The sequence below is a fragment of the Bradyrhizobium sp. USDA 3650 genome (genome assembly GCF_054057395.1).
The window spans coordinates 5,339,535-5,363,784 of the sequence record NZ_JBSRZG010000001.1 but is presented as its reverse complement, the minus strand read 5'-3'; the positions used below and the strand labels follow the sequence as shown (position 1 = coordinate 5,363,784).

The window sequence follows — 24,250 nt, the reverse complement described above, 5'->3', positions numbered from 1 at the left end:
TAGCAGTACGCTACACTATTTGTAGCATCACGCAAGAGGACGACGATGGCGAAACAGACCACTTCGAGATCGCGCGGCGTCCGTGGCTCGCGCACCGCGCGGCCGGTCATGGTGCTGCTCGACCTCCTGGGACGACGCTGGAGCCTGCGAATCCTGTGGGAGCTGCGCGACGCCCCCCTCACCTCGCGCGCATTGCGAGCGGCCTGCGACGAGGCCTCGCCGACGGTGTTGCAGGTGCGGCTGGACGATTTGCGCGAGGCCGGGTTCGTGGAGCTGGGCGAAGCCGGCGGTTACGGGCTGACGGCGCTGGGGCGGGAATTGTGCGAGACGTTCATGCCGCTGCATAGGTTTGCGGAGCGGTGGAAAAAGAGCTGAGACGCCGGTCATCTCCCTCTCCCCGTTCTTACGGGGAGAGGGTTGGGGTGAGGGGCTGCCTCCGCAAATTCTGTGACAGCTGCCTTCGCCGAGGCTCCCCCTCACCCGGATTGCATCTTCGATGCAATCCGACCTCTCCCCGCAAGCGGGGCGAGGTAAGATAAGACTAAGCCGCCGCCACCGTCAGATTCGCACCGTCGACCTGCACCACCTTCACACGCGTGCCCGCCGGCGTATCAGGACCTGCGACGCGCCAGACGGTGTCGCCGATGCGCATGGTGCCGTTGCCGTCAACGATCGGCTTCTCCAGCGTGAACTCGCGGCCGAGCAGCGCATCCGCGCGCTTGTTGAGGAAGGGGCTGGCGGCAATTGCATCCGGCTTCGGCCGGGCGAGCCGGCGCCATACCGGCACGGCGGCGGCGGCGAAGATCGCGAACATCACGAGCTGGATCTGCCAGGATATCGCTACTCCGAACGAGATCAGCCCGACCAGCAGCGCGGCGAGCCCGAGCCAGAACAGGAACACGCCCGGCGCCAGCACCTCCAGCGCCATCAGGATGAAGCCGAAGATCAGCCAGTTCCAGGTGCCGAGCGATACGAACATGTCGGTCATGACACGACCTCTTTGAAATGGCGCATGCCCTCCGCGCAAACGCGTTCCGCGTTTGTCGCGAGGGAAAACCGCTGTCCACTTTTCCGGGGCATGCGCTTTAGCCCTGCCGCGGCGGCACCGCCGGCGGCGTCGGACTTGACGACGGCACCGAGCCGCGGCGGGCGGCGGCGGCCGCGGATGCCGCACTCTCGCCGAACGTGGCTTTCGCGATCTCGCCGATGCCAGCGAGCGAGCCGAGCATGCTGGTGGCTTCGATCGGCAGCATGATGATCTTCTGGTTCGGCGAGTCCGCGAACTGGCCGAACGCCTTGATATATTTGTCGGCGATAAAATAGTTCAGCGCCGCGACGTCGCCCTTGGCGATGGCTTCACTGACCATCTGCGTCGCCTTGGCCTCGGCTTCCGCCGACCGCTCGCGCGCTTCGGAGTCGCGGAAGGCGGCCTCGCGGCGACCTTCCGCCTGGAGAATCTGGCCTTGCTTGGCACCCTCTGCGCGCAGGATCTCGGACTGGCGCGCACCTTCAGCCTGAAGGATGTCGGCGCGTTTGACGCGCTCGGCCTTCATCTGTCGGCCCATGGCTTCGACGAGGTCTGCCGGCGGCACGATGTCCTTGATCTCGATACGATTGACCTTGAGGCCCCAGGGCGAGACGGCGGCATCGACCACACGCAGCAGGCGCTCGTTGATTTCGTCACGGTGCGACAACACCTGGTCGAGATCCATCGAACCCATCACCGAACGGATGTTGGTCATGGTCAGCACGGTGACGGCCTGGGTCAGGTTGGAGACCTCGTAGCTCGCCTTGGCGGCGTCGAACACCTGAAAGAAGGCGACGCCGTCGACCGTCACGGTGGCGTTGTCCTTGGTGATCACCTCCTGCTCGGGGATGTCGATCACCTGCTCCATCATGTTGATCTTGCGTCCGACGCGATCGAAATAGGGCACGATCAGATTGAGACCCGGGCTCAGCGTCTGGGTGTATTTGCCGAACCGCTCGATGGTCCAGTCATAGCCCTGCGGTACCGTTTTCACGCCGGCAACCAGCGTGACGATGACCAGCAAGACCAGCACAATTGCGAAAATGTCGAAACCGCTCATATTTCCTCCAAGGCGGGAAAGATTGTCGGAAAAGGCCTTTTCCGCGCTGTCATTGGTCGGGATCACGACCCCAAGGGTTCAGTAAAGCGTTCAGTAAAGGATTCAGTGTTCAGCGGTCGTAGATGATTTCGGCATCGGCAGGATTCTACACAAGACGCCGGGAGAGGGAATGGTCGCGATTATGTATTTGCGAGGCGCTCTTGAAAGCGTGCTGGCGCAGACCTAGCGACGACGTTAACGAATCCGGCCACGCCGGCGGTCGCAGCCAAATCCTACTCGATGACTTCGTTCGCGGTTGCGAGCAGGCTTGGCGAAAGCGTGACGCCGAGCGCCCTGGCCGTCTTCAAGTTGATCGCCAGCTCGAACGTGGTTGGATTTTGGACCGGCAGGTCGGCCGCCCGCGCCCCCATCAGGATGCGATCGATATAGGAGGCGGCGCGGCGGAGCTGCTCGGCGCTGTCGGTGCTGTAGGACATCAAGCCACCCTCGTCGACGAAGGTGCGGCTCCAGAACACCGCCGGCACGCGCGCGTCATTGATCGCCGCCAGCAGAAGCGCGCGGTTGGACATGGTGAAGAAGTCCGGCAGCACCAGCAGGCCGCCGTCCTTTCGCGAGGCCAGGGCGGCGATCGAGGCCGTGTCATGGACCGGCGCGGGCTCCACCGTTACATCGAGCGCGCGGCCGGCGTCCTCGATCGTACGCAGCATCAGGGGCGCGAACGGCGCGGTGGCGGGATTGTAGACCACGAACACACGGGACGGTCTTGGCGTGACCTGCGTCAGCATCTCCAGCCATTTGCCGGCCAGCGGGCCGTCGTAATCGGTGAAGCCGGTGACATTGCCGCCGGGATGGGCGAGATTCTGGACAAAGCCCTGGCTGACAGGATCGGTGACGACGGCGAAAACGATCGGGACCGTCGTCGTGCGCCGGCGCAGCTCCTCCACGGAGGGCGTGCCGACCGCAAGCAGGATGTCGGGCTTGAGCGCCACGAGTTCGTCGGCGAATTGCGCGATCCGTGCGCGGTCGCCGCCGCCGTTGCGCCAATCGATCTTGAGGTTGTCGCGCTCCTTCCAGCCATGGCCGGCAAGCGCCTGGACCAGGACCGCGCTACGCGTCTGCCCGATCGCATCGTCGGCCGCCGTAACCGAGAGCACGCCGAGCCGGCGCGTCGCATTCGTTTGCTGTGCCAGCACCGAGGTCGGCAGCGACGCGGTCACCCCAAGAAGCGCCAGGCATTCGCGGCGATTCATGGGGGTCCCATCAGATCCAGGCTCACTATATCCAGCCCTGGAGCTCGCGCAGCACCAGCGTTCGGATCACATCCATGCCTGGGTCGCTGTCGTTGAGGCAGGGGATCGCGGAAAACTGCTCGCCGCCATTGTGCTTGAAGATCTCGGCATTCTCCTGCGCGATCTCCTCCAGCGTCTCCAGGCAGTCGGCGGAAAAACCCGGCGTGATCACCGCGATGCGGCGCACGCCCTCTTTCGCCAGACGCTCCATGGTCTTGTCGGTGTAGGGCTGCAGCCACTCGTCGAATCCGAACCGCGACTGGAACGTCAGCAGCAGCTTTGTCTCGTCCATGCCGAGCCGGCGGCGCAGCGCCTCGGTGGTCGCCGCGCACTGGCCCTGGTAGGGATCGCCCTTGTCGACATAGGCCTTCGGCATACCATGGAAGGAGGCAACGATCAGCTCCGGCGTGAACGGCAGGCTCGCCAGATGCGTCTCGACCGAGGTGGCGAGCGCCTCGATATAGGCTTCGTCCTCATAGTAAGGCGGCGTCACCCGCAGTGTCGGCTGCGCGCGCATGCGGGCAAGCACGCGAAACACCTCGTCGCAGACGGTGGCCGACGTCGCGGCGGAATATTGCGGATAGAGCGGTACGGCAAGGATGCGATCGCAACCCTTCGCAATCAGGGCATCGATGCCCGACTTGATCGAAGGATTACCATAGCGCATCGCCCCACTCCACCGTGACCTGGTCGCGGTCCGACAGCATGGCCGCGAGCCTGTCGCTCTGCGAGCGCGTGATGGTCTTGAGCGGCGACTCGTTCTTCTCGGTGTTCCAGATCTTCAGATAGTCGCGCGCCTTGGCGCGGGGGCGGGTGCGCAGGATGATGCCGTTCAGCACCAGCTTCCAGATCAAGCCCTGATCCTCGATGACACGGGCGTCCGAGAGGAACTCCTTCAGATAGACCCGCACGCCGCGCGCGTCGGCGGTATCAGGCGTGCCGAGATTGACCAGGAGCACGCCGACGCGCGAGGGGGCGGGCTGCGTGGCCGGCATCGCGGTCTGGCTGGGGGCGATTGTCATCATGATCCGTTGCGTCGCGCGTTGTTCCGAACTTGTCAAGATTGGGGCGGTTTCGCTAGGGTCAGTACACAGGGGGAGAACCATGACGTTGGCGGAATGGTGCGTTTTCGGGGCGCTGCTGCTCTATCTCTTAACGATCATCTCGATCAAATGGATCAGATTTCGCGGCTTCGACAATTCGCGGCCGCGCGATCCAGCCTTCTTCGAGGACGCCATTGCTCAGCGCGCGCTCGGCGCTCACCAGAACGGGATCGAGACCTTTCCGTTCTTCGCCTTTGCGGTGCTGCTCGCCGAATACAGGGATTCGCCGCAGCGGCTGATCGACGAGCTCGCGGTGCTGTTCCTGATCGTACGGATCGCCTATGTGCTGACCTATCTCGGCAACCGCCCGACGCTGCGCTCCATCCTCTGGAGCATCGGCTTCGCGATCAATCTCGGGATCTTCTTCATGCCAGCGTTAAAGCAATTTCTGCCGGTGTGACTCTTTTTCTTCCTTCTCCCCTTGTGGGAGAAGGTGGCGCGAAGCGCCGGATGAGGGGTTCTATCCGCGTACACAAGTGGCTGAGGTGAATGCGGAGGCAACCCCTCACCCGTCTCGCCGCTACGCGGCGAGCCACCCTCTCCCACAAGGGGGAGAGGGAAAAAACTCAAAAACACGTCGTCCGTTCGGCCGCGACGTAGCCCAGCAACAGGCCCGCGCCGAACAGCAGCACGAGGCCGGCGGCGGCGAATTCGATGCCGCGCATGAACAGTGCGCCGCCGCCGTCGCGTCCGGCGCTCAGGCGGGCGGCGATGTCCTTGGCGGAGACGGCGACCACAGCGATGGCCGCGACCGTGATTGCGGTGCCGAGCCCCATCAGCAGGGTGGCGGCAATGCCGGCCCAGAACAGGCCCTGGGCCAGCGCGAACACCAGCACCAGGATCGCGCCCGAACAGGGGCGGATGCCGACGGTCAGGATCGCGGCAAAGCCGCGTCCCCAGCCGCCGGGGCCGGCGAGCTCGCTCGGCGTGGGGCCGTGGGAATGGCCGCAATGCTCGTCATGGACGTGGTCATGCTGGTGGTGATGATGGGCCTGGGCGTGGTCGTGACCATGATGATCGTGCGCATCGTGATGGTGGTGACCGAGATCATGATGGTCATGCGGCACGCCCGCGATCGCCGGCACCGCCTGAACCGCCTGCAGCGCACGGATGAAAGTGCGGCCCTTGACCCAGACCAGGCGCAGGCCGAACAGCGCGATCAGGGCGTAGCTTGCGATCTCGATCGCGCCTTCCGCCTTGCACATGGTCTTGGCGGTCGCATTCAGCACCCAGGCCGAGATACCGACGATCAGGATCGCCATCAGCGACTGCATCAACGCGGAGGCAAACGACAGCACGATGCCGCGCCGGGCGGTCTCACGATTGGCGACGAGATAGGAGGCGATCACCGCCTTGCCGTGCCCGGGACCAGCCGCGTGGAAGATGCCATAGGCAAACGAGATGAAGATCAGCGTCCACACCGCGGAGCCATCGGACTTCGCGGCGCGGATGGTCGCCGACATCTGGCGGTAAAATTCCGACTGTTTTGCCAAGAGCCAGCCGATCAGGCCGCCGGCCTCGGGCTGGGCGGCTTGTGGCGAACGCGGCGCGCCGAACGGGTTCTGCGCGAGGAGATCGTGGAGCGCCGCATCGGCCGCGCCCACGATGAGAAGAACGCCGGCGCAGACAGCGAGCCCGCGCGCCATGGGCGTGAGTTGCGGCTTCAAGGGCAATCCACCGTGATCTTGTTGGCGAACATCATGCCGAAATTGGAATTCTCGCCGTTCATGAACGTCTGCTCGTTGAGCTTCTGCGCGGTCGCGGTGCCGTCGCTCGGCCGCTCAAGTTTCATCTGGCAGCCGGCGGGTGCGCCGACCAGCTTGACCGGATTGTCCTTGGCCATCTGGAAGTCGATGAAGAAGGAGCGGTCGAACACTTCGAGCACCAATTGCTTGGGCTTGACCGGGTTCTGCAGGGGCAGCGTGAAGTGCAGGGTCAGGACCGTATCCTTGTAGTCGAGGAAGTAATCGACCGGCTCCTGGAATCGCTCCTTCTTGCCGTCGGCTCGCGCGAAGGTGAAGTAGGCGTATTCCTTCAGCGACTCGACATTGGTCTGCGCCAGTGGACCCAGCTCCTCGCGGGTGTAGGCGCCCTTGGCCTTGCTCTCGAGCCCCTGCACCGCATAGGCCGAGAACATGTCGTCAAAGGTCCAGGCGTGGCGCACGCCGGTGATGGTGCCGTCCCCACTATAGAGCAGTTCACTGGTCGCGGTGATCCAGACATGCGGATGCGCCCACGCCGCGCCTGATGCGAGCGACAGGGCGACAGCGAGCAGCAGCCCGAACAGGGCGCGCATGCCGATCAGGCCGCCTTCGGGGCGTCGAGCAGGCCGCGGCGGCGCAAGAGCGCGTCCGGCTCCGGCGGCCGGCCGCGGAAGGCCTCATAGGCGGCTTCCGGATCGACCGATCCGCCGCTCGAGTAAATGTCGTCGTGCAGGCGCTTGGCCACGGCGGGATCGAAGATGTTGCCGGCCTCCTCGAACGCACCGAAGGCGTCGGCGTCCATCACCTCCGACCACATGTAACTGTAGTAGCCGGCGGCATAGTGATCGCCGGTGAAGATGTGACCGAATTGCGTGGGACGGTGACGCAGCGAGATCTCCTCGGGCATGCCGATCTTTTCCAGCTCGCGTCTCTCGAAGGCGCGGACATCCTGCGCGGCGGAGGCCGGCTGGGTGTGGAATTCGAGATCGATCAGCGCCGAGGAGACGAACTCGACGGTGGCAAAACCCTGGTTGAATTTTCGCGCGGCCAGGAACCGTTGCAGCAGATCGTCCGGCAGCGGCTCGCCGGTCTGGTAATGGCGTGCGAACTGCTGCAGCACCTCGGGCCGCTCCTGCCAGTGCTCGTAGAGCTGCGAGGGCAATTCGACGAAGTCGGTGAACACGGAGGTGCCCGACAGCGACGGATAGGTCACGTTGGAGAGCATCCCGTGCAGGCCGTGGCCGAACTCGTGGAACAGGGTGCGGGCATCGTCGGGCGACAGCAGCGAGGGTTCCCCATCCGCGCCCTTTGAGAAGTTGCAGATGTTGAGGATCAGCGGCGCGACCTCGCCATCGAGCTTCTGCTGGTCGCGCAGCGAGGTCATCCAGGCCCCGGAGCGCTTCGACGGCCGGGCGAAGTAGTCGCCATAGAACAGCGCCTTGTGCTTGCCGTCCCGCCCCTTCATCTCCCAGACCCGGACGTCCGGATGCCAGACCGGCACATCCTTGCGCTCCTCGAAGGTGACGCCGAACAGGCGCGTGGCACAGTCGAAGGCGGCGGCGATCATGTGATCGAGCGCCAGATACGGCTTGATCGCGGCGTCGTCGAAATTGGCGCGCTGAAGGCGCAGCTTTTCGGCATAGAAGCGCCAGTCCCAGGGGGCGAGCTTGAAATTGCCGCCCTCCTCCGTGATCAGCACCTGCATATCGTCGCGGTCGGCGAGCGCCCGCGCCCGCGCCGGCTTCCAGACCCGCTCCAGAAGGCCGCGCACCGCTTCGGGCGTCTTGGCCATGGAATCCTCGAGCCGGTAGGCCGCGAAGGTCGGGTAGCCCAGGAGATTGGCGCTCTCCTCACGCAGCTTCAGGACCTCGACGATGGTCGCGTTGTTGTCGTTGGCATTGCCGTTGTCGCCCCGCGCGGTGAAGGCCTTGTAGGCCTTCTCGCGCAGGTCACGCCGGGCCGAGCTCTTCAGGAACTGTTCGACCGAGGAGCGCGACAGGGTGACGATGGCCTTGCCAGCCATGCCGCGTTCTTCTGCCGCAGCCTTGGCGCTGGCGACAAAACTTTCCGGCAGGCCCTGGCGGTCGGCTTCGCCGAGCTCCATGAACCATTCCTGCTCGTCGCCGAGCAGATGATGGCTGAAGCTGGTGCCGAGCTGGGCGAGTCTCTCGTTGATCTCCGCCATCCGCGTCTTGGCCTCTTCGGAGAGGCCGGCGCCGGAGCGGTGGAAACGGGTGTAGGTGCGCTCGAGCAGGCGGAGCTGTTCCGGTGTCAGACCGAGATTGGCGCGGTTCTCGTGCAGCTGGGCGATGCGGCCAAACAGCACGGCGTTCATCATGATCGGATTCCAGTGCCGCGCCATCCGCAAGGAAACCTCCTTGTCGATCTCCAGAATGGCCGGGTTGGAATGCGCCGAGACCAGATCGTAGAAGACCGACGCGACCTTGCTGAGCAGCTTGCCCGAGCGCTCCAGCGCCGTGATGGTGTTGGCGAAGTCGGCCGCGGTCGGGTCGTTGGTAATCGCTGCGATCTCGGCGGAGTGGTCGGCGAAGGCCTGCTCGAAGGCCGGGAGGAAGTGCTCCGGCTTGATCTCGTCGAAGGGCGGGGTCGCAAACGGCGTCACCCACGCCTTCAGCAGCGGGTTGGTCTCGGAGTCCGTAGTTTGGCGGGGTTCTGACATTACAAGTCCCGATTTGTGGCTCGATTGTTGCGGCCAGCTATAGCACGCGATGGGGCTTTTTTGGGCCATTTGCCCTTGCTCCCGGCTGCCTTTTCGGGGAGATTGCGGCCCTCCAAGCCTAGGACCCCTGAGCTCATGAACGCGACCTCCTCGTCTTCCCGTCGGATCGTCTGGCCGAGCGTCATCACCGTCATCAGCGCCGCCATCCTGATCGGCGCCGAGGTGTTCGGCGCGGCGTTTGCCGGCGGCTGGGCGCTCGCGATCCTGTTCGGGCTGGGCGAGCAGGGCACGCACATCCTTCAGGCCGCGCTGTTTGCGCTCGGCGTGCTCGTGATGACTGCCTTCATCCGCGCCGCTCAGCGCGTCGAGCCGTTCACGAAGCGCGGCTGAAGCGCGTAGGCGTGCGAGAGACACGCGCGCAGAAAACTTAACGCGCGTTCATCTTCCGCGTCGCTCGCGCAACACTGCGCAAGCAGATGTTAGGCAATTCTGTTCGCAGTCTAAAAAATCTCTTGCGAAGCAGAGTCAAAACACTTATGTGCGGATTGCCCAATTTCGCACGTGCCTGTGGTCGTGTGTCAGTCGGTAGGTATCCGGACAAGAGGCCGGACAGCCGCCAAGGGGTGAAGAAGCCGAGGGGCTCTTCGGAAGTGTGGAAGTCGGAAGGCTGATAGCCGGAAGACGAAAGCAAACCCGGAGGGTCCAGCATCTCTCTCAAAGAGATGCCTTGTCGAAGGTGACTTTGCTCTTTGCAACCGTGACTGGCAGCCGGAGGCGAACCGGCGCACCCCGCTCTCAACGGGGGACGCGACTTAAAGCAACGACGGATCGGGCTTTTTTGGTCTCTACCGGCAGTCCAACGCCGGCGCGGGCTACTGAAAAGGCTTGTCCTTCATTGCCAGGTGTGCGGGCGGGAACATTCCCAACCAATCCACGGCAGCACAGTCTGATGTGAGTCTTTGGCTCGTCGCGCCTCCATCGCGCGATCTGGCCGGAGCGCTCTTATCCGACGTCATTTTTTGAACGGATCCCCGTCGCTGGGCCGTTTGGGAGAGTGCTATGACCGACCGTATCCAGGAATTCCTGCGCAACCGCCGCAGCGAGGGCCTCGACACCGAACCGTGCCTCGTCGTCGACCTCGAAGTCGTGCGCGACAATTACCAGACCTTTGCCAAGGCGCTGCCCGACAGCCGCGTGTTCTATGCCGTCAAGGCGAACCCGGCGCCGGAAGTGCTGGCTTTGCTCGCCTCCATGGGCTCCTGCTTCGACACCGCGACGGTCGCCGAGATCGAGATGGCCTTGGCCGCCGGTGCGACGCCCGACCGCATCTCCTTCGGCAACACGATCAAGAAGGAGCGCGACATCGCGCGCGCCTTCGCGCTCGGCATTCGGCTGTTCGCGGTCGATTGCGCCGCGGAGGTCGAGAAGGTCGCCCGTGCCGCGCCCGGCGCAAAGGTGTTCTGCCGCATCCTCTACGACTGCGCCGGCGCCGAATGGCCGCTGTCGCGCAAGTTCGGCTGCGATCCGGAGATGGCCGTCGACGTGCTCGACGTTGCCAAGCGTCTGGGCCTGGAGCCATGCGGCATCTCCTTCCATGTCGGCTCGCAGCAGCGCAAGGTGAAGGCGTGGGACCGTGCGCTGGCGATGGCCTCGCAGGTGTTCCGCGACTGCGCCGAGCGCGGAATCAACCTGACCATGGTCAACATGGGCGGCGGTTTCCCGACCAAGTACCTGAAGGACGTGCCGCCGGTCGTCACTTACGGGCGCTCGATCTTCCGCGCGCTGCGCAAGCACTTCGGCAACCAGATTCCGGAGACCATCATCGAGCCGGGCCGCGGCATGGTGGGCAACGCCGGTATCATCGAGTCCGAGGTCGTGCTCATCTCGAAGAAGAGCGACGAGGACGAGGTGCGCTGGGTCTATCTGGACATCGGCAAGTTCGGTGGTCTCGCCGAGACCATGGACGAGTCGATCCGCTACGCCATCCGCACCCCGCATGACGGCGCGGACATGACGCCGTGCGTGCTCGCTGGGCCAACCTGCGACAGCGCCGACGTGCTGTACGAGAAGAACCCGTATCCGCTTCCGGTGACGCTCGAGATCGGCGACAAGCTGCTGATCGAAGGCACCGGGGCCTATACGTCGACCTACTCGGCGGTGGCGTTCAACGGCATCCCGCCGCTGAAGACCTACCATATCTGATCCGCCTCTCGTCTGAGGCCTGACGAACCCGGGAGCCGGCTTGCCGGCTCCCTCCCTGACATTTCGATTTCTGACGACGCCTTGGACCGGCGTGCTTTGGGCACGTCGGTTTCAAGCGGGGACTGACGCGCCATGACTGCTCTTCGGAAGACACAGATTAACCCCACCTCGAAAGCCGCTCCGTTCGCGATCCGTGCGGAGCGTGCTGGCGACGTTGCGATGCGTGAAGCGCTGCTCGATGCGTCCTTTGGCGATAACCGCCATGGCCGCACCTGCCAGCGCCTGCGTGACGGACGCGCACCCGCAGCCGGCCTCGCGCTGGCCGCGATGCGCGAGGGGAAGCTCGTGGGAACCGTGCGGCTGTGGCACGTCAGCGCCGGAGGCAGGCCCGCTCTGGTCCTCGGACCGCTGGCGGTGGACCCTGCCTGCCGCGAGCTCGGGATCGGCGCCGCGCTGATGCAACAAGCGCTGGCTGCCGCCCGGGCGCGCGGGCATGCCGCCGTGATCCTGCTCGGCGATGCCCCTTATTACGCCCGCTTCGGCTTCTCGCCCGAGAAGACCGGCGAGCTGTCGCTGCCCGGCCCGTTCGAGCGCGACCGCCTGCTGGCGATCGAATTCCACGCCGGTGCGCTGGATGGCGCCGAGGGGATGATCGTCCCGACTGGCGCGGCCCTACCCAAACGGAGGGTAGTTCGCGGCCTCGAGGCGCGCGCGGCGTAAGGGATTGCCATGATGGCGATACCAAAGCCGCTCCGAGCGGAGATGCTCGCGCGTGCCCTTTGCTTTAGGGTTGCGCGGGCCTGAGAAACGCCCTTTAACCCGCCAAACGCCCTCTTCAGTCGAGGCCCACGACCATGTCCCGCCGCCTGATTTCCACCGGCTCCCCGTTCGAGAAGACCGCCGGCTACAGCCGCGCCGTGATCGACGGCGAGTTCGCCTTCGTCGCGGGGACCACCGGTTACGACTACACCACGATGACCATGCCGGCCGATGTCACGAGCCAGTCACGCAACTGCTTCAAGACCATCGAAGCTGCCCTGAAGGAGGGCGGCTTCGAGATGGCCGACATCGTCCGCGTGACCTACTACCTCACCGACATCAAGGATGCGGACGCGCATTTCGCGGTCTGCGGCGAAGTCCTCGGCGAGATCCGCCCGGCCGCCACGCTTCTCGTCGTCTCGGCGCTCTACAAGCCCGAGATGAAGGTCGAAATCGAAGCCACTGCCAAGCGCCGCAGCGCCTGAGCCATCCCTCACCATTTGTTCGCCAGCACGTTCCGGAGAAACCATCCCATGAGCCCCGCCTCGCAGATCTACGCGAAGATCACTGGTCCCATCGTCATGGTCGGCTTCGGCTCCATCGGCAAAGGCACGTTGCCGCTGATCGAGCGGCATCTCGATTACGACAAGTCGCGTGTTACCGTGATCGATCCGAAGGACGAGGGGCGCAAGGCACATTGCGAGAAGCACAATGTGCGCTTCATCCAGAAGGGCGTGACCAAGGACAATTATCGGGAGTTGCTGACCCCGCTGCTCACTGAGGGCGGCGGCCAGGGCTTTTGCGTCAATCTCTCGGTCGATACCGGCTCCACCGACATCATGGAGCTCTGCAACGAGCTCGGCGCTCTCTATATCGACACCGTCAACGAGCCCTGGCTCGGCTTCTATTTCGATTCGTCGAAGGGCCCGGAGGCGCGCTCCAACTACGCCCTTCGCGAAGCGACGCTGGCCGCCAAGAAGGCGCGCCCCGCAGGCTCGACGACGGCCGTCTCCTGCTGTGGCGCCAATCCCGGCATGGTCTCGTTTTTCGTCAAGCAAGCGCTGCTCAACGTCGCCGCCGATCTGAAGCTCAATGCCCCCAAGCCGAAGACCAAAGCCGAATGGGCGGACTTGATGCGGCAGGCCGGCATCAAGGGCATCCACATCGCTGAACGCGACACCCAGCGCTCCAAGAAGCCGAAAGAGCCAGATGTCTTCGTCAACACCTGGTCGGTGGAAGGTTTCCTGTCGGAAGGCGTGCAGCCCTCCGAGCTCGGCTGGGGCACCCATGAAAACTGGATGCCCGAGAATGCGCGGACTCACGAAGCCGGCTGCGGCGCCGCCATCTATCTGATGCAGCCCGGCGCCAACACGCGCGTGCGCACATGGTGCCCGACCCGCGGCGCGCAGTACGGCTTCCTCGTCACCCACAATGAGTCGATCTCGATCGCCGATTACTTCACGGTGCGCGATGCATCGGGCACCGCGGTCTACCGGCCGACCTGCCACTACGCCTATCATCCGGCAGACGATGCCGTGCTGTCGCTGCACGAAATGTTCGGCCGCGCCGCGAAGATGCAGGAGAAGCACCATATCCTCGACGAGAACGAGATCGTGGACGGCATCGACGAGCTCGGCGTGCTGCTGTTCGGCCATGACAACAATGCCTACTGGTACGGCTCGCAGCTCTCGATCGAAGAGACCCGCAAGCTCGCGCCCTATCAGAACGCCACCGGCCTGCAAGTGACCTCCGCGGTGCTCGGCGGCATGGTGTGGGCGCTGGAAAACCCGAAGGAAGGCATCGTCGAAGCCGACGAGATGGATTTCGATCGCCTGCTGGAAATCCAGCTGCCGTATCTCGGCCCGGTGAAGGGTTTCTACACCGACTGGACGCCGCTCACGGATCGTCCGGGACTGTTTCCGGAGGACATCGACACGAGCGATCCCTGGCAGTTCCGGAATGTCCTGGTGCGGTGAGGCCGGCGCGCCACGGCCACTACTGTCATGCCCCGCGAAGGCGGGGCATGACAGTACGCCGTGGCCTCTCCGTATCCACGCACCGCCTCTGGAATACTGGATCGTCCGCCTTCGCGGACGATGACAGCGAGCGCGCGGCCGTGACCTGACCTACTTCCTCTCGATCGGCGGCGCGATCTTCTCGGCTGGCGCCGGCGGCAATGCTGGTTTAGCCGCGCCGGCAGCGCCTTGCGTCTGCGGGTCGGGCCGCGCGGGCTCCGGGGCCGGCGTGGTCGGGCGATCGCCGCCGGGCTTGGCCTCCGCAGGCTTGTTCTGATCGTCGGACGGCGTGCCCTGAAGCGGTTGCGTCGCCTGGGCCGTCTGCATCCGGGTCTCGGCGCGGATTTGCGCCAGCGACATGCCTGACACCACGACGCCTGCCGCGAACAGCGAGCAGGCAACCATCAGGTCGAGTTTCAGTCTGCGCTTGTCATATTGGCCGGGCATGTCGATCACCGCCTTTGTCCGTGGGATCAACGAAATCGCCGGTCCACGGTTCCCTGCTCGCGGTGGCGGGAACTCGACGCCTGCGCGCCCAATCGCCGCGCTCAGTCCGTGGTGCTGACTTCCCAGGTGGCGTGGCGGACGCCGGGCAGGTGCTGGAGATCGGTCGCCACCGCATTCAGCTCGTTCGGATCGACGGCGGTCGCGACCAGCTTTGCCACGATCTCGATCAGATCGTCCCCGGTTTCGACCATTTCGATATCGGCCACCAGATATTTTGCGCCCTCGAGCTTCTCGACGAGCCGGTCACGCATGTCGGGCAAGGCGTCCGGTGCGACCGCGAGCTTGAAGTAATAGGTCGCCTCGGAGGTCTTCTCGTTCAGAGGGATGCGGTTGATGGCGTTGACCAGCGGCCGAAGCATGGTGTTGCCGGCAATGACGAAGACGGTGAGCGCCGCGGCCTGCGCGATCATGTCCGCGCCGGCGCAGGAGCCGACCGCGGCCGAAGCCCACAGCGTCGCCGCGGTATTGAGCCCGCGCACGTCCATGCCCTGCTTCATGATGACGCCGGCGCCGAGGAAGCCGATGCCCGAGACGACGTAGGAGATCACCCGCACCGCGCCGTCGGCGCCGGTCAGGTGCATGGCGAGATCGACGAAGGCGGCGGCGCCGACCGCGACCAGCACGTTGGTACGCAGGCCCGCGGTGCGCTGGCGATATTGCCGCTCAGCGCCGATCAGCGTGCCCAGCACGAAAGCCGTGAACAGGCTGACCAGCGTGTCAGCGAAGTCAACGATCTGGAAGGTCGTCAGAAACCGCATGGCCCCATCTACGGTCGGAACGATGACAGATTAAAGCTCGAGTAGGCCGCCATCCCCATTTTCGTCGGCGAACGCCAGCAGCGTCCCCTTGGCATTCCAGGCGAGCGCGGCCACCGGCGGGGTGCCATTGCGGCGGACGAGGATCTCGGCGCCGTCCTCCAGACGCACCATCAGCACGGTGCCGTCGCTATAGCCGGCGGCGAAGATGTCGTTCCTGGGATGGCAGGCAACGACCGAGACGCGCGCCTGCAGCGGCGCGAGCATCGCAGGCTCCTTGCCCATCGGGCCGTCCTTGCTGGCGAACGGCCATATGATGACGGTGTCGGCGCCCGACGTCGCGAGCCCCTTGCCGCCCGCGCTCCACGACATCGAGCGGACGCGGCCGGGATAGCCGGTCATGCGCATGTGCCTGTTGTCGGCAAGCCGCCAGCCGTGCAGCGCCGATTCGTGCATCGTGGTGACCAGGAATTTGTTGTCCGGGCTGAAGGTGACGCCGAGATGCGAGCCGGCCCAGGGCAGGAATTCGGCCGATCCCGCCATGTTGGGAAACCACAGCGTCGCACCGTTGTAATGGGCGATCGCGAGACGCTGGCCCTTCGGCGCAAACGCAAGGCCGCCGACGGTCGACGGCACCTCGAGCGACTTCTCCTCGCTCTTGCCGCTCTTGAAGAAAGCGGTCTTGCCGGCCGACCAGGCGTAGGCACCGTCCGGATGCAGCGCTATCGCATCAATCCAGCGCCGCTTCGGATCGGTCGCAAGCAGCGTCACTTCGCCCTTGGCGTCGAGCGACACGACCTTTCCATCGTCGCCGCCCATCACGAGGCGCTTACCGTCGGAGGCGGCCGAGAGAATGCCGCCGCTGTGCACCGCGACCTTGCTGATCTCGCCCTGACCATCCACGAACGCGACGTTCTCCTCGCCGCCCACGAAGGCGGCGCGGGGCCCAAGGAAATGCACGGAGGTCACGACCATCCCGAGCGCAAGCGGTTTGACGCGCTCGGTGACGGAGACGATCGAGGCGGAATCGGCGGGCGGCGTAAACTCTTTCATCACGAGACGATGCAGCTCTCAAAACCTTGGCGAATGAGGTCTTGCGGCAATTCGCGGCCGATGAAGACGAGGCGGCTCTCGCGCGGCTCGCCATCCTTCCACTTCCGCTGGTGATTGCCCTCGAGCATCATGTGCACGCCCTGAAAGACGTAGCGGTCGTCGTCGTCGTGGAAGGCGAGGATGCCTTTGGAGCGCAGGATCTTGCCGCCCTCGACCTGCACCAGGTTCTGGAGCCAGGGCATGAACACGTTCGGATCAAGCGGCTTGTCGGTCTTGAGCGACAGCGATTGCATGTCCTCGTCGTGATAGTGCTTCAGGCCGTGGCCATGATCATGATCGTGATGATGGTCGTGACCGTGGTGATGATGATCATGGTCATGATCCTCGGCATTCAGGAAGTCCGGCTCGATGTCGAGGATGCGGTCGAGGTCGAAGGCGCCGCGGTCGAGCACGTCGGCCAAAGCCACCGAGCAGCGCTCGGTGCGATGCAGCTTCGCATAGGGGTTGATGGCGCGGATGCGGGCCTCGACCTCGGCAAGCTCGCCCTTGGTGACGAGATCGGTCTTGTTCAGCACGATGACGTCGGCAAAGGCGATCTGGTTCTTGGCCTCGGGTGCATCCTTGAGACGGTCGGACAGCCACTTGGCATCCGCAACCGTGACCACCGCATCGAGGCGCGCGTTCTTCTGCACGTCTTCGTCGACGAAGAAGGTCTGGGCCACCGGTGCCGGATCGGCAAGACCGGTGGTCTCGACGATGATGGCGTCGAACTTGCCCTTGCGCTTCATCAGGCCTTCCATGATGCGCACGAGATCGCCGCGCACGGTGCAGCAGATGCAGCCGTTGTTCATCTCGAACACTTCCTCATCGGCGCCGATGATGAGGTCGTTGTCGATGCCGATCTCGCCGAATTCGTTGACGATGACGGCGTATTTCTTGCCGTGGTTTTCCGACAGGATGCGGTTCAACAGCGTGGTCTTGCCGGCACCGAGATAGCCGGTCAGGACGGTCACGGGAATTTTTGGGGCGGTCGCTTCAGACATAACAACTCCGGACTTCGGGCTTTTCGCGCGACGCGAGGCGGGGTGGCCCCTGCCCTAGTGGTCAAGCGCGCTGGTCAGGGCCTTTATATTGTGCCTGACCATATCAATGTAAGTGGGTGCCGGCCCCTTTTCGCCGGTCAAACCGTCCGAAATCAGGGTCCCGCCGACTTTTGAGCCGGTCTCCGCCGCGATCCGCCGGATCAGCCGGTCGTCGCTGATATTTTCCAGGAACACGGCAGGGATTTTTTGGGCCTTGATCTGGCCGATGATGGTGGCGATGTCCCGCGCGCTGGGCTCGGTTTCCGTGGAGACGCCGAGCGGCGCGATGAACTGGACGCCGTATTCGGCGGCGAAATACCCGAAGGCGTCATGGGTCGAGATCACCTTGCGCCGCTCTTGCGGGATCTTGGCCACGGCGTCGCGGACCTCGCGGTCGAGCGTTTCGAGCTTTTCCAGATAGGCCTTGGCCTGGGCGCGGAAGAACTCCGCATCGTCAGGGTCGGCCGTGGCCAGCGCATTGGCGATGTCGGTGACGTAGATTTTGACGTTGGGGACGGACTGCCAGCCATGCGGGTCGGCGGCAGAGCCGAGCTTGAGCGGCGCGATGCCGGCGCTCGCGGTGACCACCTGCGCCTTGCTGCCCGAGGACTGCACGAGGCGCGGCAGCCAACCCTCGAGACCAAGTCCGTTGACGACGACGAGCTTTGCGTCCGCGATCCGCTTCGCATCGCTTGGCGCGGGCGTGTAGACGTGGACGTCACTGTCGGTCCCGACCAGCGTTGTCAGATTGACCCGGTCGCCGCCGACATTGCGGACGAAATCGGCCAGAATCGAGAAGCTCGCGACGACCTTCAGTTGCTCCGCGGCGTGCAGCGGCGAGGCAATCAGCAAAAGCACACAAAGCAGGATGCGCCGCATCGCTGTCACGCTTCCAGATGCCGGCCGGGAAACAGCTGCCTGACGACGCCGCCGACCCGGCCGAACATGACGGAGACGGTGTAGAGCGCGCTCGCCACCAGAATGATCGCAGGGCCCGAGGGCACACGGGTCTGGAACGACAGCACGAGACCTGCATAGCCGGAGACGGCGGCAGCGACGACCGCGATGCAAATCATGACGGTGAGATCGCGCGACCAGAACCGCGCGATGCCGGCCGGCAGGATCATCAGGCCGACCGCGAGCAGCGTGCCGAGCGCCTGAAAGCCGTTGACGAGGTTGATCACGACCAGCGCGAGGAAAGCGAGATGCGCAGGGCCGCCCGCCCGGCTCACGGTGCGCAAGAACAAGGGGTCGACACTCTCGATCACCAGCGGACGATAGATCACCGCGAGCACCAGCAGCGTCACCGTCGCGTTGAAGGCGACGACCAGCAGCGTCTGGTCGTCCATCGCGAGAATATTGCCGAACAGCACGTGCAGCAGGTCGATATTGGTGCCCTTGATCGAGACGATGGTCACGCCCAGCGCCAGCGATGCCAGATAGAAGGTCGCGAGCGAGGCGTCCTCCTTCAACCCGGTCGAGCGCGCGACGAGGCCTGCGAGGATCGCGACGGCAAAACCCGCGATCAGGCCTCCGGCCGTCATCGCGAACAGATTGAGACCTGAGAGCAGGAAACCGACAGCGGCGCCGGGAAGGATTGCATGTGCCATGGCGTCGCCGACCAGGCTCATCCGCCGCAACATCAGGAACACGCCGATCGGCGCCCCCGCGAGCGACAGCGCGATGACGGCCGCGAGTGCACGTCGCATGAACTCGAATTCGGTGAACGGGCCGATCAGCGCGTCATAGAGCATCGGATATCAAGCCGCCCGTGAGCCGGCATCATCGGCCGAGCAGGCGGCGGCGCTGTCGTCGAAGGCTTCGCACATCCGCATTGCGACCATCAGGTTTTCCGGCGTCAGCACCTCCGCCGTCGGCCCCCACGCCACGGGGCCGCGCGCCAGCACCAGCGTCTCGCTGAAATGGGTGCGCACCATCTCCATGTCGTGCAGTGCGGCGAGCACGGTGCGGCCCTCGCCATGCCAGTGCTTCACCAGCGTCAGCAGATCGGCCGTGGTCTTGCTGTCGATGGCGTTGAAGGGTTCGTCGAGCACGATCAGCCGCGCGTCCTGGAGCAGTACGCGGGCGAACAGCACGCGCTGCATCTGGCCGCCCGAGAGTGTGCCGATCGGGCGGTTTTCGAAGCCGTTGAGGCCGACGGAAGCGATCGCGCGGAGGATCTTTTCGCGCGCCGCCTTGCCGATGCCGCCGAACAGGCCGGTCCCGCGCCACAGTCCGGTGGCAACGAAGTCCAGCACCGAGATCGGGAAGCTGCGGTCGATCTCCGCACTCTGCGGCAGATAGGCGATATCGCGGCTGTCGAGCCCGCCGAGATGGATGCTGCCGTCGAGCGGCCTGAGGATGCCGACGATGCCCCGCAGCAGCGTCGACTTGCCGGCGCCGTTCGGGCCGATCACGGCCAGCAACGCACCCGGCGCGACCTCACCATTGAGATGGTGCACTGCCGGATGACGGTCATAGCCGAGCGTGACGTTGTGAAAATGCAGCGCCGCCATGGTCACCTCATCGCCAGAAAGACCACGCCCCAAAGCACGGCGCAGACCGCGAGCGCGGCCGCGAGGCGGGCGGCCATCGTCATGCGCAGGATCGACCAGTGCGCCGCCTGAGCCGGATGCGGAGAGGCCGCATCGTGGACGTGTGCGTGGGTGTGATCGTGTCCGTGCGAATGCCCGTGATCATGGGAATGGCCATGAGCATGGTCGTGTTGATGGGCTGGGGACGCGGAGGGAACCATGCCGAAACGTTATATTATAACATTACCCCTGTCCACGCCGGGCTCAGGGCTTGCCGATCACCATGGCGATGGCGGCGGCGACGAACGGGAACGGCACCGAAACCGCACAGCGGAACCAGACGAAACGGGCCGGCATGAACGGAATCTCCCACAAAATCACCCGCTGGAAGGCAAACAGCGCCCAGGCGACGACATAGGCCACCACCTGCGGCACCCCACCGCCCGATTTCAGCGCCACCGTACCGATGGAGAACCCGATCACCGGGCCGCCGGGGGTCGCGGCCCCGGCGACCACGGCAGTCGCGACCCCAAGCCAGCCGCTATCCGGGCCGAGCCAGCCGCTGATCACCTCCTGCGGGATGATGGCGGCGATGTAGCCGGAGCCGATCACCCCCAGCGCGATCCGCGGCACGATGTTGATGAAGTCCATCGAGCCTTCGCGCAGCGAGGCCTTGAACACCGGTGGGCCGCGGCGAAAGGCGATCAGGCCAACGCCGAACACCGAGCCCCACAACAGGATGTCGATCAGAAGCGCGGCGCTCAATTCTCGTCGTCCTTGATGGCCGGCTTCGGATAAAGCCGGACGTAGACGAAGCGGCCGAGCGCGCCTGCGAGCACCGGCAATGGCAGCGAGATGACGATGCGCCACAGCGTGAAGTCGGTGCCCATGATCGGGATCTCCCAGGCCACGGCCCGGCCATAGCCGATCAAGGTCCAGCTCACGACCATGGCGATGGTGGCACCGAAATCGGCGCCGACCGCGAGCAGCGCACTCGCCACGGGATAGGCGGTGAAGGGACCGCCGGGCAGGATCGCGCCGAAGGCGGTGCCGATCAGAAGGCCTTTCAGGCCCGATTTCGGCCCGAGCGCGCGCGAGACTTTTTCGTGCGGCAGGATCTCGGAGATGAACGCGCCGAGCAGGCAGCCGGCCAGCACGCGCGGCAGGATGCCGCCGAACAGCGAGAGATCGTGGGTCAGGATGTCGAGAACACCGTCGGTGCCGTCACGCCGCCAGACCAGACCTGCGCTCACCGCCACCAGCGCTGCGATGATGATGGTCGACCAGCCGATCGGCTTGCGCACGCGACCCGGCCGCGGCTCGGAGTCCGCGTCCTCGGCGGGCGCCGGTTCTTTCGGGGAAGGTTCTGACAACGGGCGCGTTCGGCTCGAGGGTGATGCCCGTCCTGATTAAGGGCGCCGCAGATGCGATGCAAACAGTACGATGACGGGAGCGATGCGCACCTCGCGCATGGCCATGCGAGACGAAGTGCGAATTCCGCACAGCAAAAAGGCGGCCGCGCATGCGACCGCCTTTCGCTATTCCGATGAGGCTTAACTCAGGCCTTGTCGAACAGGGACTCGACGTATTCCCAGTTCACGAGGTTCTCGACAAACGCCTTCAGATAATCGGGACGGCGGTTGCGATAGTCGATGTAGTAGGAGTGCTCCCAGACGTCGCAGCCGAGGATCGGGGTGGCGCCGTGCACCAGCGGATTCTCGCCGTTCGGGGTCTTGGCAATCTCGAGCTTGCCGTTCTTGACCTGGAGCCAGCACCAGCCGGAGCCGAACTGGCCGACGCCGGCCGCCTGGAAGTCCGTCTTGAACTTCTCGAACCCGCCGAGGTCCTCGTTGATCTTCTTCTCGATTTTGCCCGGCAGCTTGGTGCCGCCGCCATTGGGCTTCATCCAGCTCCAGAAATGGATGTGGTTGTAGTGCTGGCCGGCATTGTTGAACACCGCGGGGTTCTTGCCGAACGAGCCCTTGACGATCTCCTCAAGGGACTTGCCTTCCCATTCGGTGCCCTTGAGCGCGTTGTTGCCGTTGGTGACATAGGCCTGATGATGCTTGTCGTGGTGGAATTCGAGTGTTTCCTTCGACATGAATTGTCCGAGGGCGTCATAGGCGTAGGGGAGTGGGGGCAGCGTAAAGGTCATGGGTGTTGTCCGCGACTGATGGGGGAACGAGACTTAACGGTCACCCCTTATAGAAGGTTCCGTGGCCGTTAAATACCGCGAATTTTTCCAAAAGGGCGTGGTGCGGCGGCTTGGCCGGATTGCATAAAATCGTCGCAAGGATGTCGGCGTTTCAACCAGGCCGTAAAATATCATTGCCTTTGAGGTGCTTATGGCAGAACGAAACGCACCGACGGCGCGGAGATGCGAGAGAGAGAGCGATGAGCATCGAGATCGACATTTTGAACGGCGACGCCTCCTGGCGGATGGCGGAGCCACTGCATCAGGCGGTCTTCGGACCTGATATCGTCGGGAAGCAGCCCTGGGCTCACGTCAAATGGGCCAATGCCGACCTGCGCGTGCTCATCGAGACGCCCGAGGATGGTCTCGTCTGCCACGTCGGCATCTACTTCCGCACCGTCACCTGGAATGGGCAGAAGGTTCACATCGGCGGCATCGGCGGCGTCTGCACGCGGGAGGACCGGCGCGGCCGCGGCTATGCGACCATGGCGATCGACGCCGCGCTGCATACCATGCGTGCCAACGAGGCGGTCCGCTTCGCGCTGCTGCTCTGCGAGCCGCACAACTTTGCGTTCTACGAGGCCCGCAGCTGGCTCCCCTTCAAGGGCGAGGTCTATTGCGAGCAGCCGGAGGGGCGGCTCCGCTTCACCCACATGGCGCCCTACGTCTGCAACATCGTCAGCGCGCCGACGCTGGGCACCATCGACCTCTGCGGCCTGCCCTGGTGAGCCCTGCGTGAGGCGCGGCTGGTGCCGGGGCTGCACGCCATATAATATGTCGATCATCATCCAATATTCCGCGCGGTGACACATGACGATCGACGCATCCCTAGACGCCGTGCCGCCGCCTGCCCCGGTCGCCTCCCCCATCGCCAGCTTGCTGACGGCACCGATCCTGCCCACACTGCTGCGGCTGGCGATCCCCAACATGATCGCGATGGTCGGCAGCACGCTGGTTGCGATCGCCGAGACCTCCTATATCGGCCGGCTCGGCACCATCCCGCTCGCAGCGATCGCGCTGGTGTTTCCGTTCGCCATGCTGACGCAGATGATGAGCGCGGGCGCGATGGGCGGCGGCGTCTCGTCTGCGATCAGCCGCGCGCTCGGCGCAGGCGACCGGACCCGAGCGGCGACGCTGGCGCTGCATGCCGCCATCATCGGCCTCTGCGGCGGGCTTTTCTTCACGGTGACGATGCTCATCTTCGGCCGCTCGTTCTTCACGCTGCTGGGCGGGCGCGAGCGCGTGCTCGAGGAAGCCAGCGGCTATTCGCAAATGCTGTTCTCCGGCGCGGTCGCGATCTGGCTCGTCAACACGCTGGCGTCGGTGATCCGCGGCACCGGCGACATGCGTTTGCCCTCGATGGCGCTGATCGGGACGAGCGTGCTCCAGATCGCGCTCGGCGGCACGCTGGGGCTCGGCCTGTTCGGTGTGCCGCAATTCGGCATGCCCGGTGTCGCCGCCGGCCAGTTGATCGCGTTCACCTGCGCCGCGATCTTTTTCCTCTGGTATCTCTGGTCCGGCCGCAGCAGGCTGCCGCTGGATTTCCGCGCCTTCCATTTCGATCGCGCGTTGTTCTTCGACATCCTCAAGGTCGGCGCGGTCGCCTGCCTGTCGCCGCTCCAGACCGTGCTCACTATTTTGATCTTCACCAAGATCCTGGCGACCTTCGGCACCGAGATGCTGGCCGGTTATGGCATCGGCTCGCGGCTGGAATTCCTGCTGATCCCGATCACCTTCGCCTTCGGCATCGCCTCGGTGCCGATGGTCGGCATGGCGATGGGCGCCGGACAGGTGAAGCGCGCGCGGCGCGTGGCCTGGACCGCGGCCGCGGCCTCGGGAATCACGGTGGGCCTGATCGGCGTCGTCATCGCGCTCGATCCGTCACTGTGGGTTTCGCTCTTCACCAGGGATCCCGGCGTGGCCGCCGCCGCCCACAGCTATTTCCATTGGGCCGGCCCGACCTTCGTGTTCTTCGGCATGGGCGTGTCGCTTTATTTCTCCTCGCAAGGCGCGGCGCGCGTCGGCGGTCCCGTGCTCGCCTCCACCGCGCGGCTTCTGATCGTCGCAATCGGCGGCGGCACCCTCATGATGGCGCAGGCTCCGGCCTGGACCCTGTTCGCGCTGGTCGGCGGCGCCATGGCGGTGTTCGGGCTTTCGACCGCAGCCTCGGTCGGCTTGGTGCGCTGGGGCAAATGAGCACAGGTCAATGCACGCAGCCAAATAAACGCGGGAATGTGATTCCATCCAGCGTTGCACTATCCTGCTAGGCTGCTATGGAGCCGCTCCA

Annotated in this window: 26 protein-coding genes and 1 pseudogene; 9 read left to right on the top strand and 18 right to left on the bottom strand. The window is 64.8% G+C overall.

Annotated features, from left to right (window positions below):
- The first annotated feature begins 45 nt into the window (after window positions 1–45).
- A complete protein-coding gene (locus ACVIN2_RS25130; protein ID WP_456767611.1) occupies window positions 46–375 on the top strand; it encodes a winged helix-turn-helix transcriptional regulator in 330 nt (109 codons plus the stop codon).
- 166 nt (window positions 376–541) lie between these two features.
- Here the strand turns inward: ACVIN2_RS25130 and ACVIN2_RS25125 are convergent, their stop codons facing one another.
- The 4 genes and pseudogenes from ACVIN2_RS25125 to hemH form a co-directional block, all read right to left on the bottom strand.
- On the bottom strand, window positions 542–988 hold the full coding sequence (locus ACVIN2_RS25125; RefSeq protein WP_007597152.1) for an NfeD family protein: 447 nt from the start codon (window positions 986–988) through the stop codon (window positions 542–544).
- A gap of 97 nt (window positions 989–1,085) precedes the next feature.
- Window positions 1,086–2,087 (bottom strand): SPFH domain-containing protein, encoded by a 1,002-nt coding sequence (locus tag ACVIN2_RS25120; RefSeq protein WP_456767610.1) that lies wholly within the window; start codon window positions 2,085–2,087, stop codon window positions 1,086–1,088.
- A 272-nt stretch (window positions 2,088–2,359) separates the two neighbouring features.
- Window positions 2,360–3,337, bottom strand: coding sequence for an ABC transporter substrate-binding protein (locus ACVIN2_RS25115; RefSeq protein WP_456767609.1), 978 nt, complete (start codon window positions 3,335–3,337; stop codon window positions 2,360–2,362).
- 25 nt (window positions 3,338–3,362) lie between these two features.
- Window positions 3,363–4,401: pseudogene (gene hemH, locus ACVIN2_RS25110) on the bottom strand (ferrochelatase).
- A gap of 79 nt (window positions 4,402–4,480) precedes the next feature.
- Between hemH and ACVIN2_RS25105 the strand changes: the two are divergent.
- Complete coding sequence (locus tag ACVIN2_RS25105; RefSeq protein WP_456767608.1) at window positions 4,481–4,879, top strand: MAPEG family protein; 399 nt, start codon at window positions 4,481–4,483, stop codon at window positions 4,877–4,879.
- A gap of 166 nt (window positions 4,880–5,045) precedes the next feature.
- Here ACVIN2_RS25105 and ACVIN2_RS25100 read toward each other — a convergent pair whose 3' ends face one another.
- From ACVIN2_RS25100 to ACVIN2_RS25090, 3 genes are read right to left on the bottom strand one after another with little or no spacing between them, the layout of a single operon-like run.
- Entirely contained in the window at window positions 5,046–6,125 is a 1,080-nt protein-coding gene (locus tag ACVIN2_RS25100; RefSeq protein ID WP_456769802.1) for a nickel/cobalt transporter, read from the bottom strand.
- 17 nt (window positions 6,126–6,142) lie between these two features.
- Window positions 6,143–6,781 (bottom strand): DUF1007 family protein, encoded by a 639-nt coding sequence (locus tag ACVIN2_RS25095; protein ID WP_456769801.1) that lies wholly within the window; start codon window positions 6,779–6,781, stop codon window positions 6,143–6,145.
- The gene (locus tag ACVIN2_RS25090; protein WP_456767607.1) at window positions 6,781–8,862 is read right to left on the bottom strand and encodes a M3 family metallopeptidase; all 2,082 of its coding nucleotides are present in this window, start codon (window positions 8,860–8,862) and stop codon (window positions 6,781–6,783) included. The genes ACVIN2_RS25095 and ACVIN2_RS25090 overlap by 1 nt, the downstream gene beginning before the upstream one ends.
- 135 nt (window positions 8,863–8,997) lie before the next feature.
- Between ACVIN2_RS25090 and ACVIN2_RS25085 the strand changes: the two genes are divergently transcribed.
- The 5 genes from ACVIN2_RS25085 to ACVIN2_RS25065 all read left to right on the top strand — a co-directional run bounded on the left by ACVIN2_RS25085 (window position 8,998) and on the right by ACVIN2_RS25065 (window position 13,799).
- Complete coding sequence (locus ACVIN2_RS25085) at window positions 8,998–9,252, top strand: hypothetical protein (protein ID WP_007597166.1); 255 nt, start codon at window positions 8,998–9,000, stop codon at window positions 9,250–9,252.
- 669 nt (window positions 9,253–9,921) lie between these two features.
- Window positions 9,922–11,064 (top strand): type III PLP-dependent enzyme, encoded by a 1,143-nt coding sequence (locus ACVIN2_RS25080; RefSeq protein WP_018453321.1) that lies wholly within the window; start codon window positions 9,922–9,924, stop codon window positions 11,062–11,064.
- A gap of 132 nt (window positions 11,065–11,196) precedes the next feature.
- A complete protein-coding gene (locus tag ACVIN2_RS25075; protein ID WP_456767606.1) occupies window positions 11,197–11,784 on the top strand; it encodes a GNAT family N-acetyltransferase in 588 nt (195 codons plus the stop codon).
- Window positions 11,785–11,918: 134 nt separating this feature from the next.
- Window positions 11,919–12,308 (top strand): RidA family protein, encoded by a 390-nt coding sequence (locus ACVIN2_RS25070; protein ID WP_456767605.1) that lies wholly within the window; start codon window positions 11,919–11,921, stop codon window positions 12,306–12,308.
- Between the two features lie 48 nt (window positions 12,309–12,356).
- The gene (locus ACVIN2_RS25065; protein WP_456767604.1) at window positions 12,357–13,799 is read left to right on the top strand and encodes a homospermidine synthase; all 1,443 of its coding nucleotides are present in this window, start codon (window positions 12,357–12,359) and stop codon (window positions 13,797–13,799) included.
- A 150-nt stretch (window positions 13,800–13,949) separates the two neighbouring features.
- Here the strand turns inward: ACVIN2_RS25065 and ACVIN2_RS25060 are convergent, their stop codons facing one another.
- From ACVIN2_RS25060 to ACVIN2_RS25010, 11 genes are all read right to left on the bottom strand, one after another.
- Window positions 13,950–14,285: a hypothetical protein gene (locus tag ACVIN2_RS25060; RefSeq protein ID WP_007597175.1), complete on the bottom strand. Its 336-nt coding sequence runs from the start codon at window positions 14,283–14,285 to the stop codon at window positions 13,950–13,952.
- A gap of 101 nt (window positions 14,286–14,386) precedes the next feature.
- A complete protein-coding gene (locus ACVIN2_RS25055) occupies window positions 14,387–15,103 on the bottom strand; it encodes an MgtC/SapB family protein (RefSeq protein WP_456767603.1) in 717 nt (238 codons plus the stop codon).
- Between the two features lie 30 nt (window positions 15,104–15,133).
- Window positions 15,134–16,153 carry a WD40 repeat domain-containing protein gene (locus tag ACVIN2_RS25050; protein ID WP_456769800.1) on the bottom strand — a complete coding sequence of 340 codons (1,020 nt, stop codon included), beginning with the start codon at window positions 16,151–16,153 and terminating at the stop codon, window positions 15,134–15,136.
- On the bottom strand, window positions 16,153–17,196 hold the full coding sequence (locus ACVIN2_RS25045) for a CobW family GTP-binding protein (RefSeq protein WP_247284731.1): 1,044 nt from the start codon (window positions 17,194–17,196) through the stop codon (window positions 16,153–16,155). The genes ACVIN2_RS25050 and ACVIN2_RS25045 overlap by 1 nt, the downstream gene beginning before the upstream one ends.
- 54 nt (window positions 17,197–17,250) lie before the next feature.
- Entirely contained in the window at window positions 17,251–18,114 is an 864-nt protein-coding gene (locus tag ACVIN2_RS25040; RefSeq protein ID WP_456767602.1) for a metal ABC transporter substrate-binding protein, read from the bottom strand.
- Between the two features lie 5 nt (window positions 18,115–18,119).
- On the bottom strand, window positions 18,120–18,989 hold the full coding sequence (locus tag ACVIN2_RS25035) for a metal ABC transporter permease (protein WP_456767601.1): 870 nt from the start codon (window positions 18,987–18,989) through the stop codon (window positions 18,120–18,122).
- A 6-nt stretch (window positions 18,990–18,995) separates the two neighbouring features.
- Window positions 18,996–19,751 (bottom strand): metal ABC transporter ATP-binding protein, encoded by a 756-nt coding sequence (locus ACVIN2_RS25030; protein WP_456767600.1) that lies wholly within the window; start codon window positions 19,749–19,751, stop codon window positions 18,996–18,998.
- A 2-nt stretch (window positions 19,752–19,753) separates the two neighbouring features.
- The gene (locus ACVIN2_RS25025; RefSeq protein ID WP_456767599.1) at window positions 19,754–19,990 is read right to left on the bottom strand and encodes a hypothetical protein; all 237 of its coding nucleotides are present in this window, start codon (window positions 19,988–19,990) and stop codon (window positions 19,754–19,756) included.
- Window positions 19,991–20,033: 43 nt separating this feature from the next.
- Window positions 20,034–20,534: a hypothetical protein gene (locus ACVIN2_RS25020; RefSeq protein WP_148775145.1), complete on the bottom strand. Its 501-nt coding sequence runs from the start codon at window positions 20,532–20,534 to the stop codon at window positions 20,034–20,036.
- Complete coding sequence (locus ACVIN2_RS25015) at window positions 20,531–21,142, bottom strand: permease (protein ID WP_456767598.1); 612 nt, start codon at window positions 21,140–21,142, stop codon at window positions 20,531–20,533. The genes ACVIN2_RS25020 and ACVIN2_RS25015 overlap by 4 nt, the downstream gene beginning before the upstream one ends.
- Window positions 21,143–21,327: 185 nt before the next feature.
- A complete protein-coding gene (locus ACVIN2_RS25010) occupies window positions 21,328–21,924 on the bottom strand; it encodes a superoxide dismutase (RefSeq protein WP_007615200.1) in 597 nt (198 codons plus the stop codon).
- A gap of 239 nt (window positions 21,925–22,163) precedes the next feature.
- Here ACVIN2_RS25010 and ACVIN2_RS25005 point away from each other — a divergent pair, with 239 nt between their 5' ends.
- Together ACVIN2_RS25005 and ACVIN2_RS25000 are read left to right on the top strand one after the other, a co-directional pair.
- A complete protein-coding gene (locus ACVIN2_RS25005; RefSeq protein WP_456767597.1) occupies window positions 22,164–22,691 on the top strand; it encodes a GNAT family N-acetyltransferase in 528 nt (175 codons plus the stop codon).
- Between the two features lie 82 nt (window positions 22,692–22,773).
- On the top strand, window positions 22,774–24,159 hold the full coding sequence (locus ACVIN2_RS25000; RefSeq protein ID WP_456767596.1) for an MATE family efflux transporter: 1,386 nt from the start codon (window positions 22,774–22,776) through the stop codon (window positions 24,157–24,159).
- Window positions 24,160–24,250 lie beyond the last annotated feature (91 nt).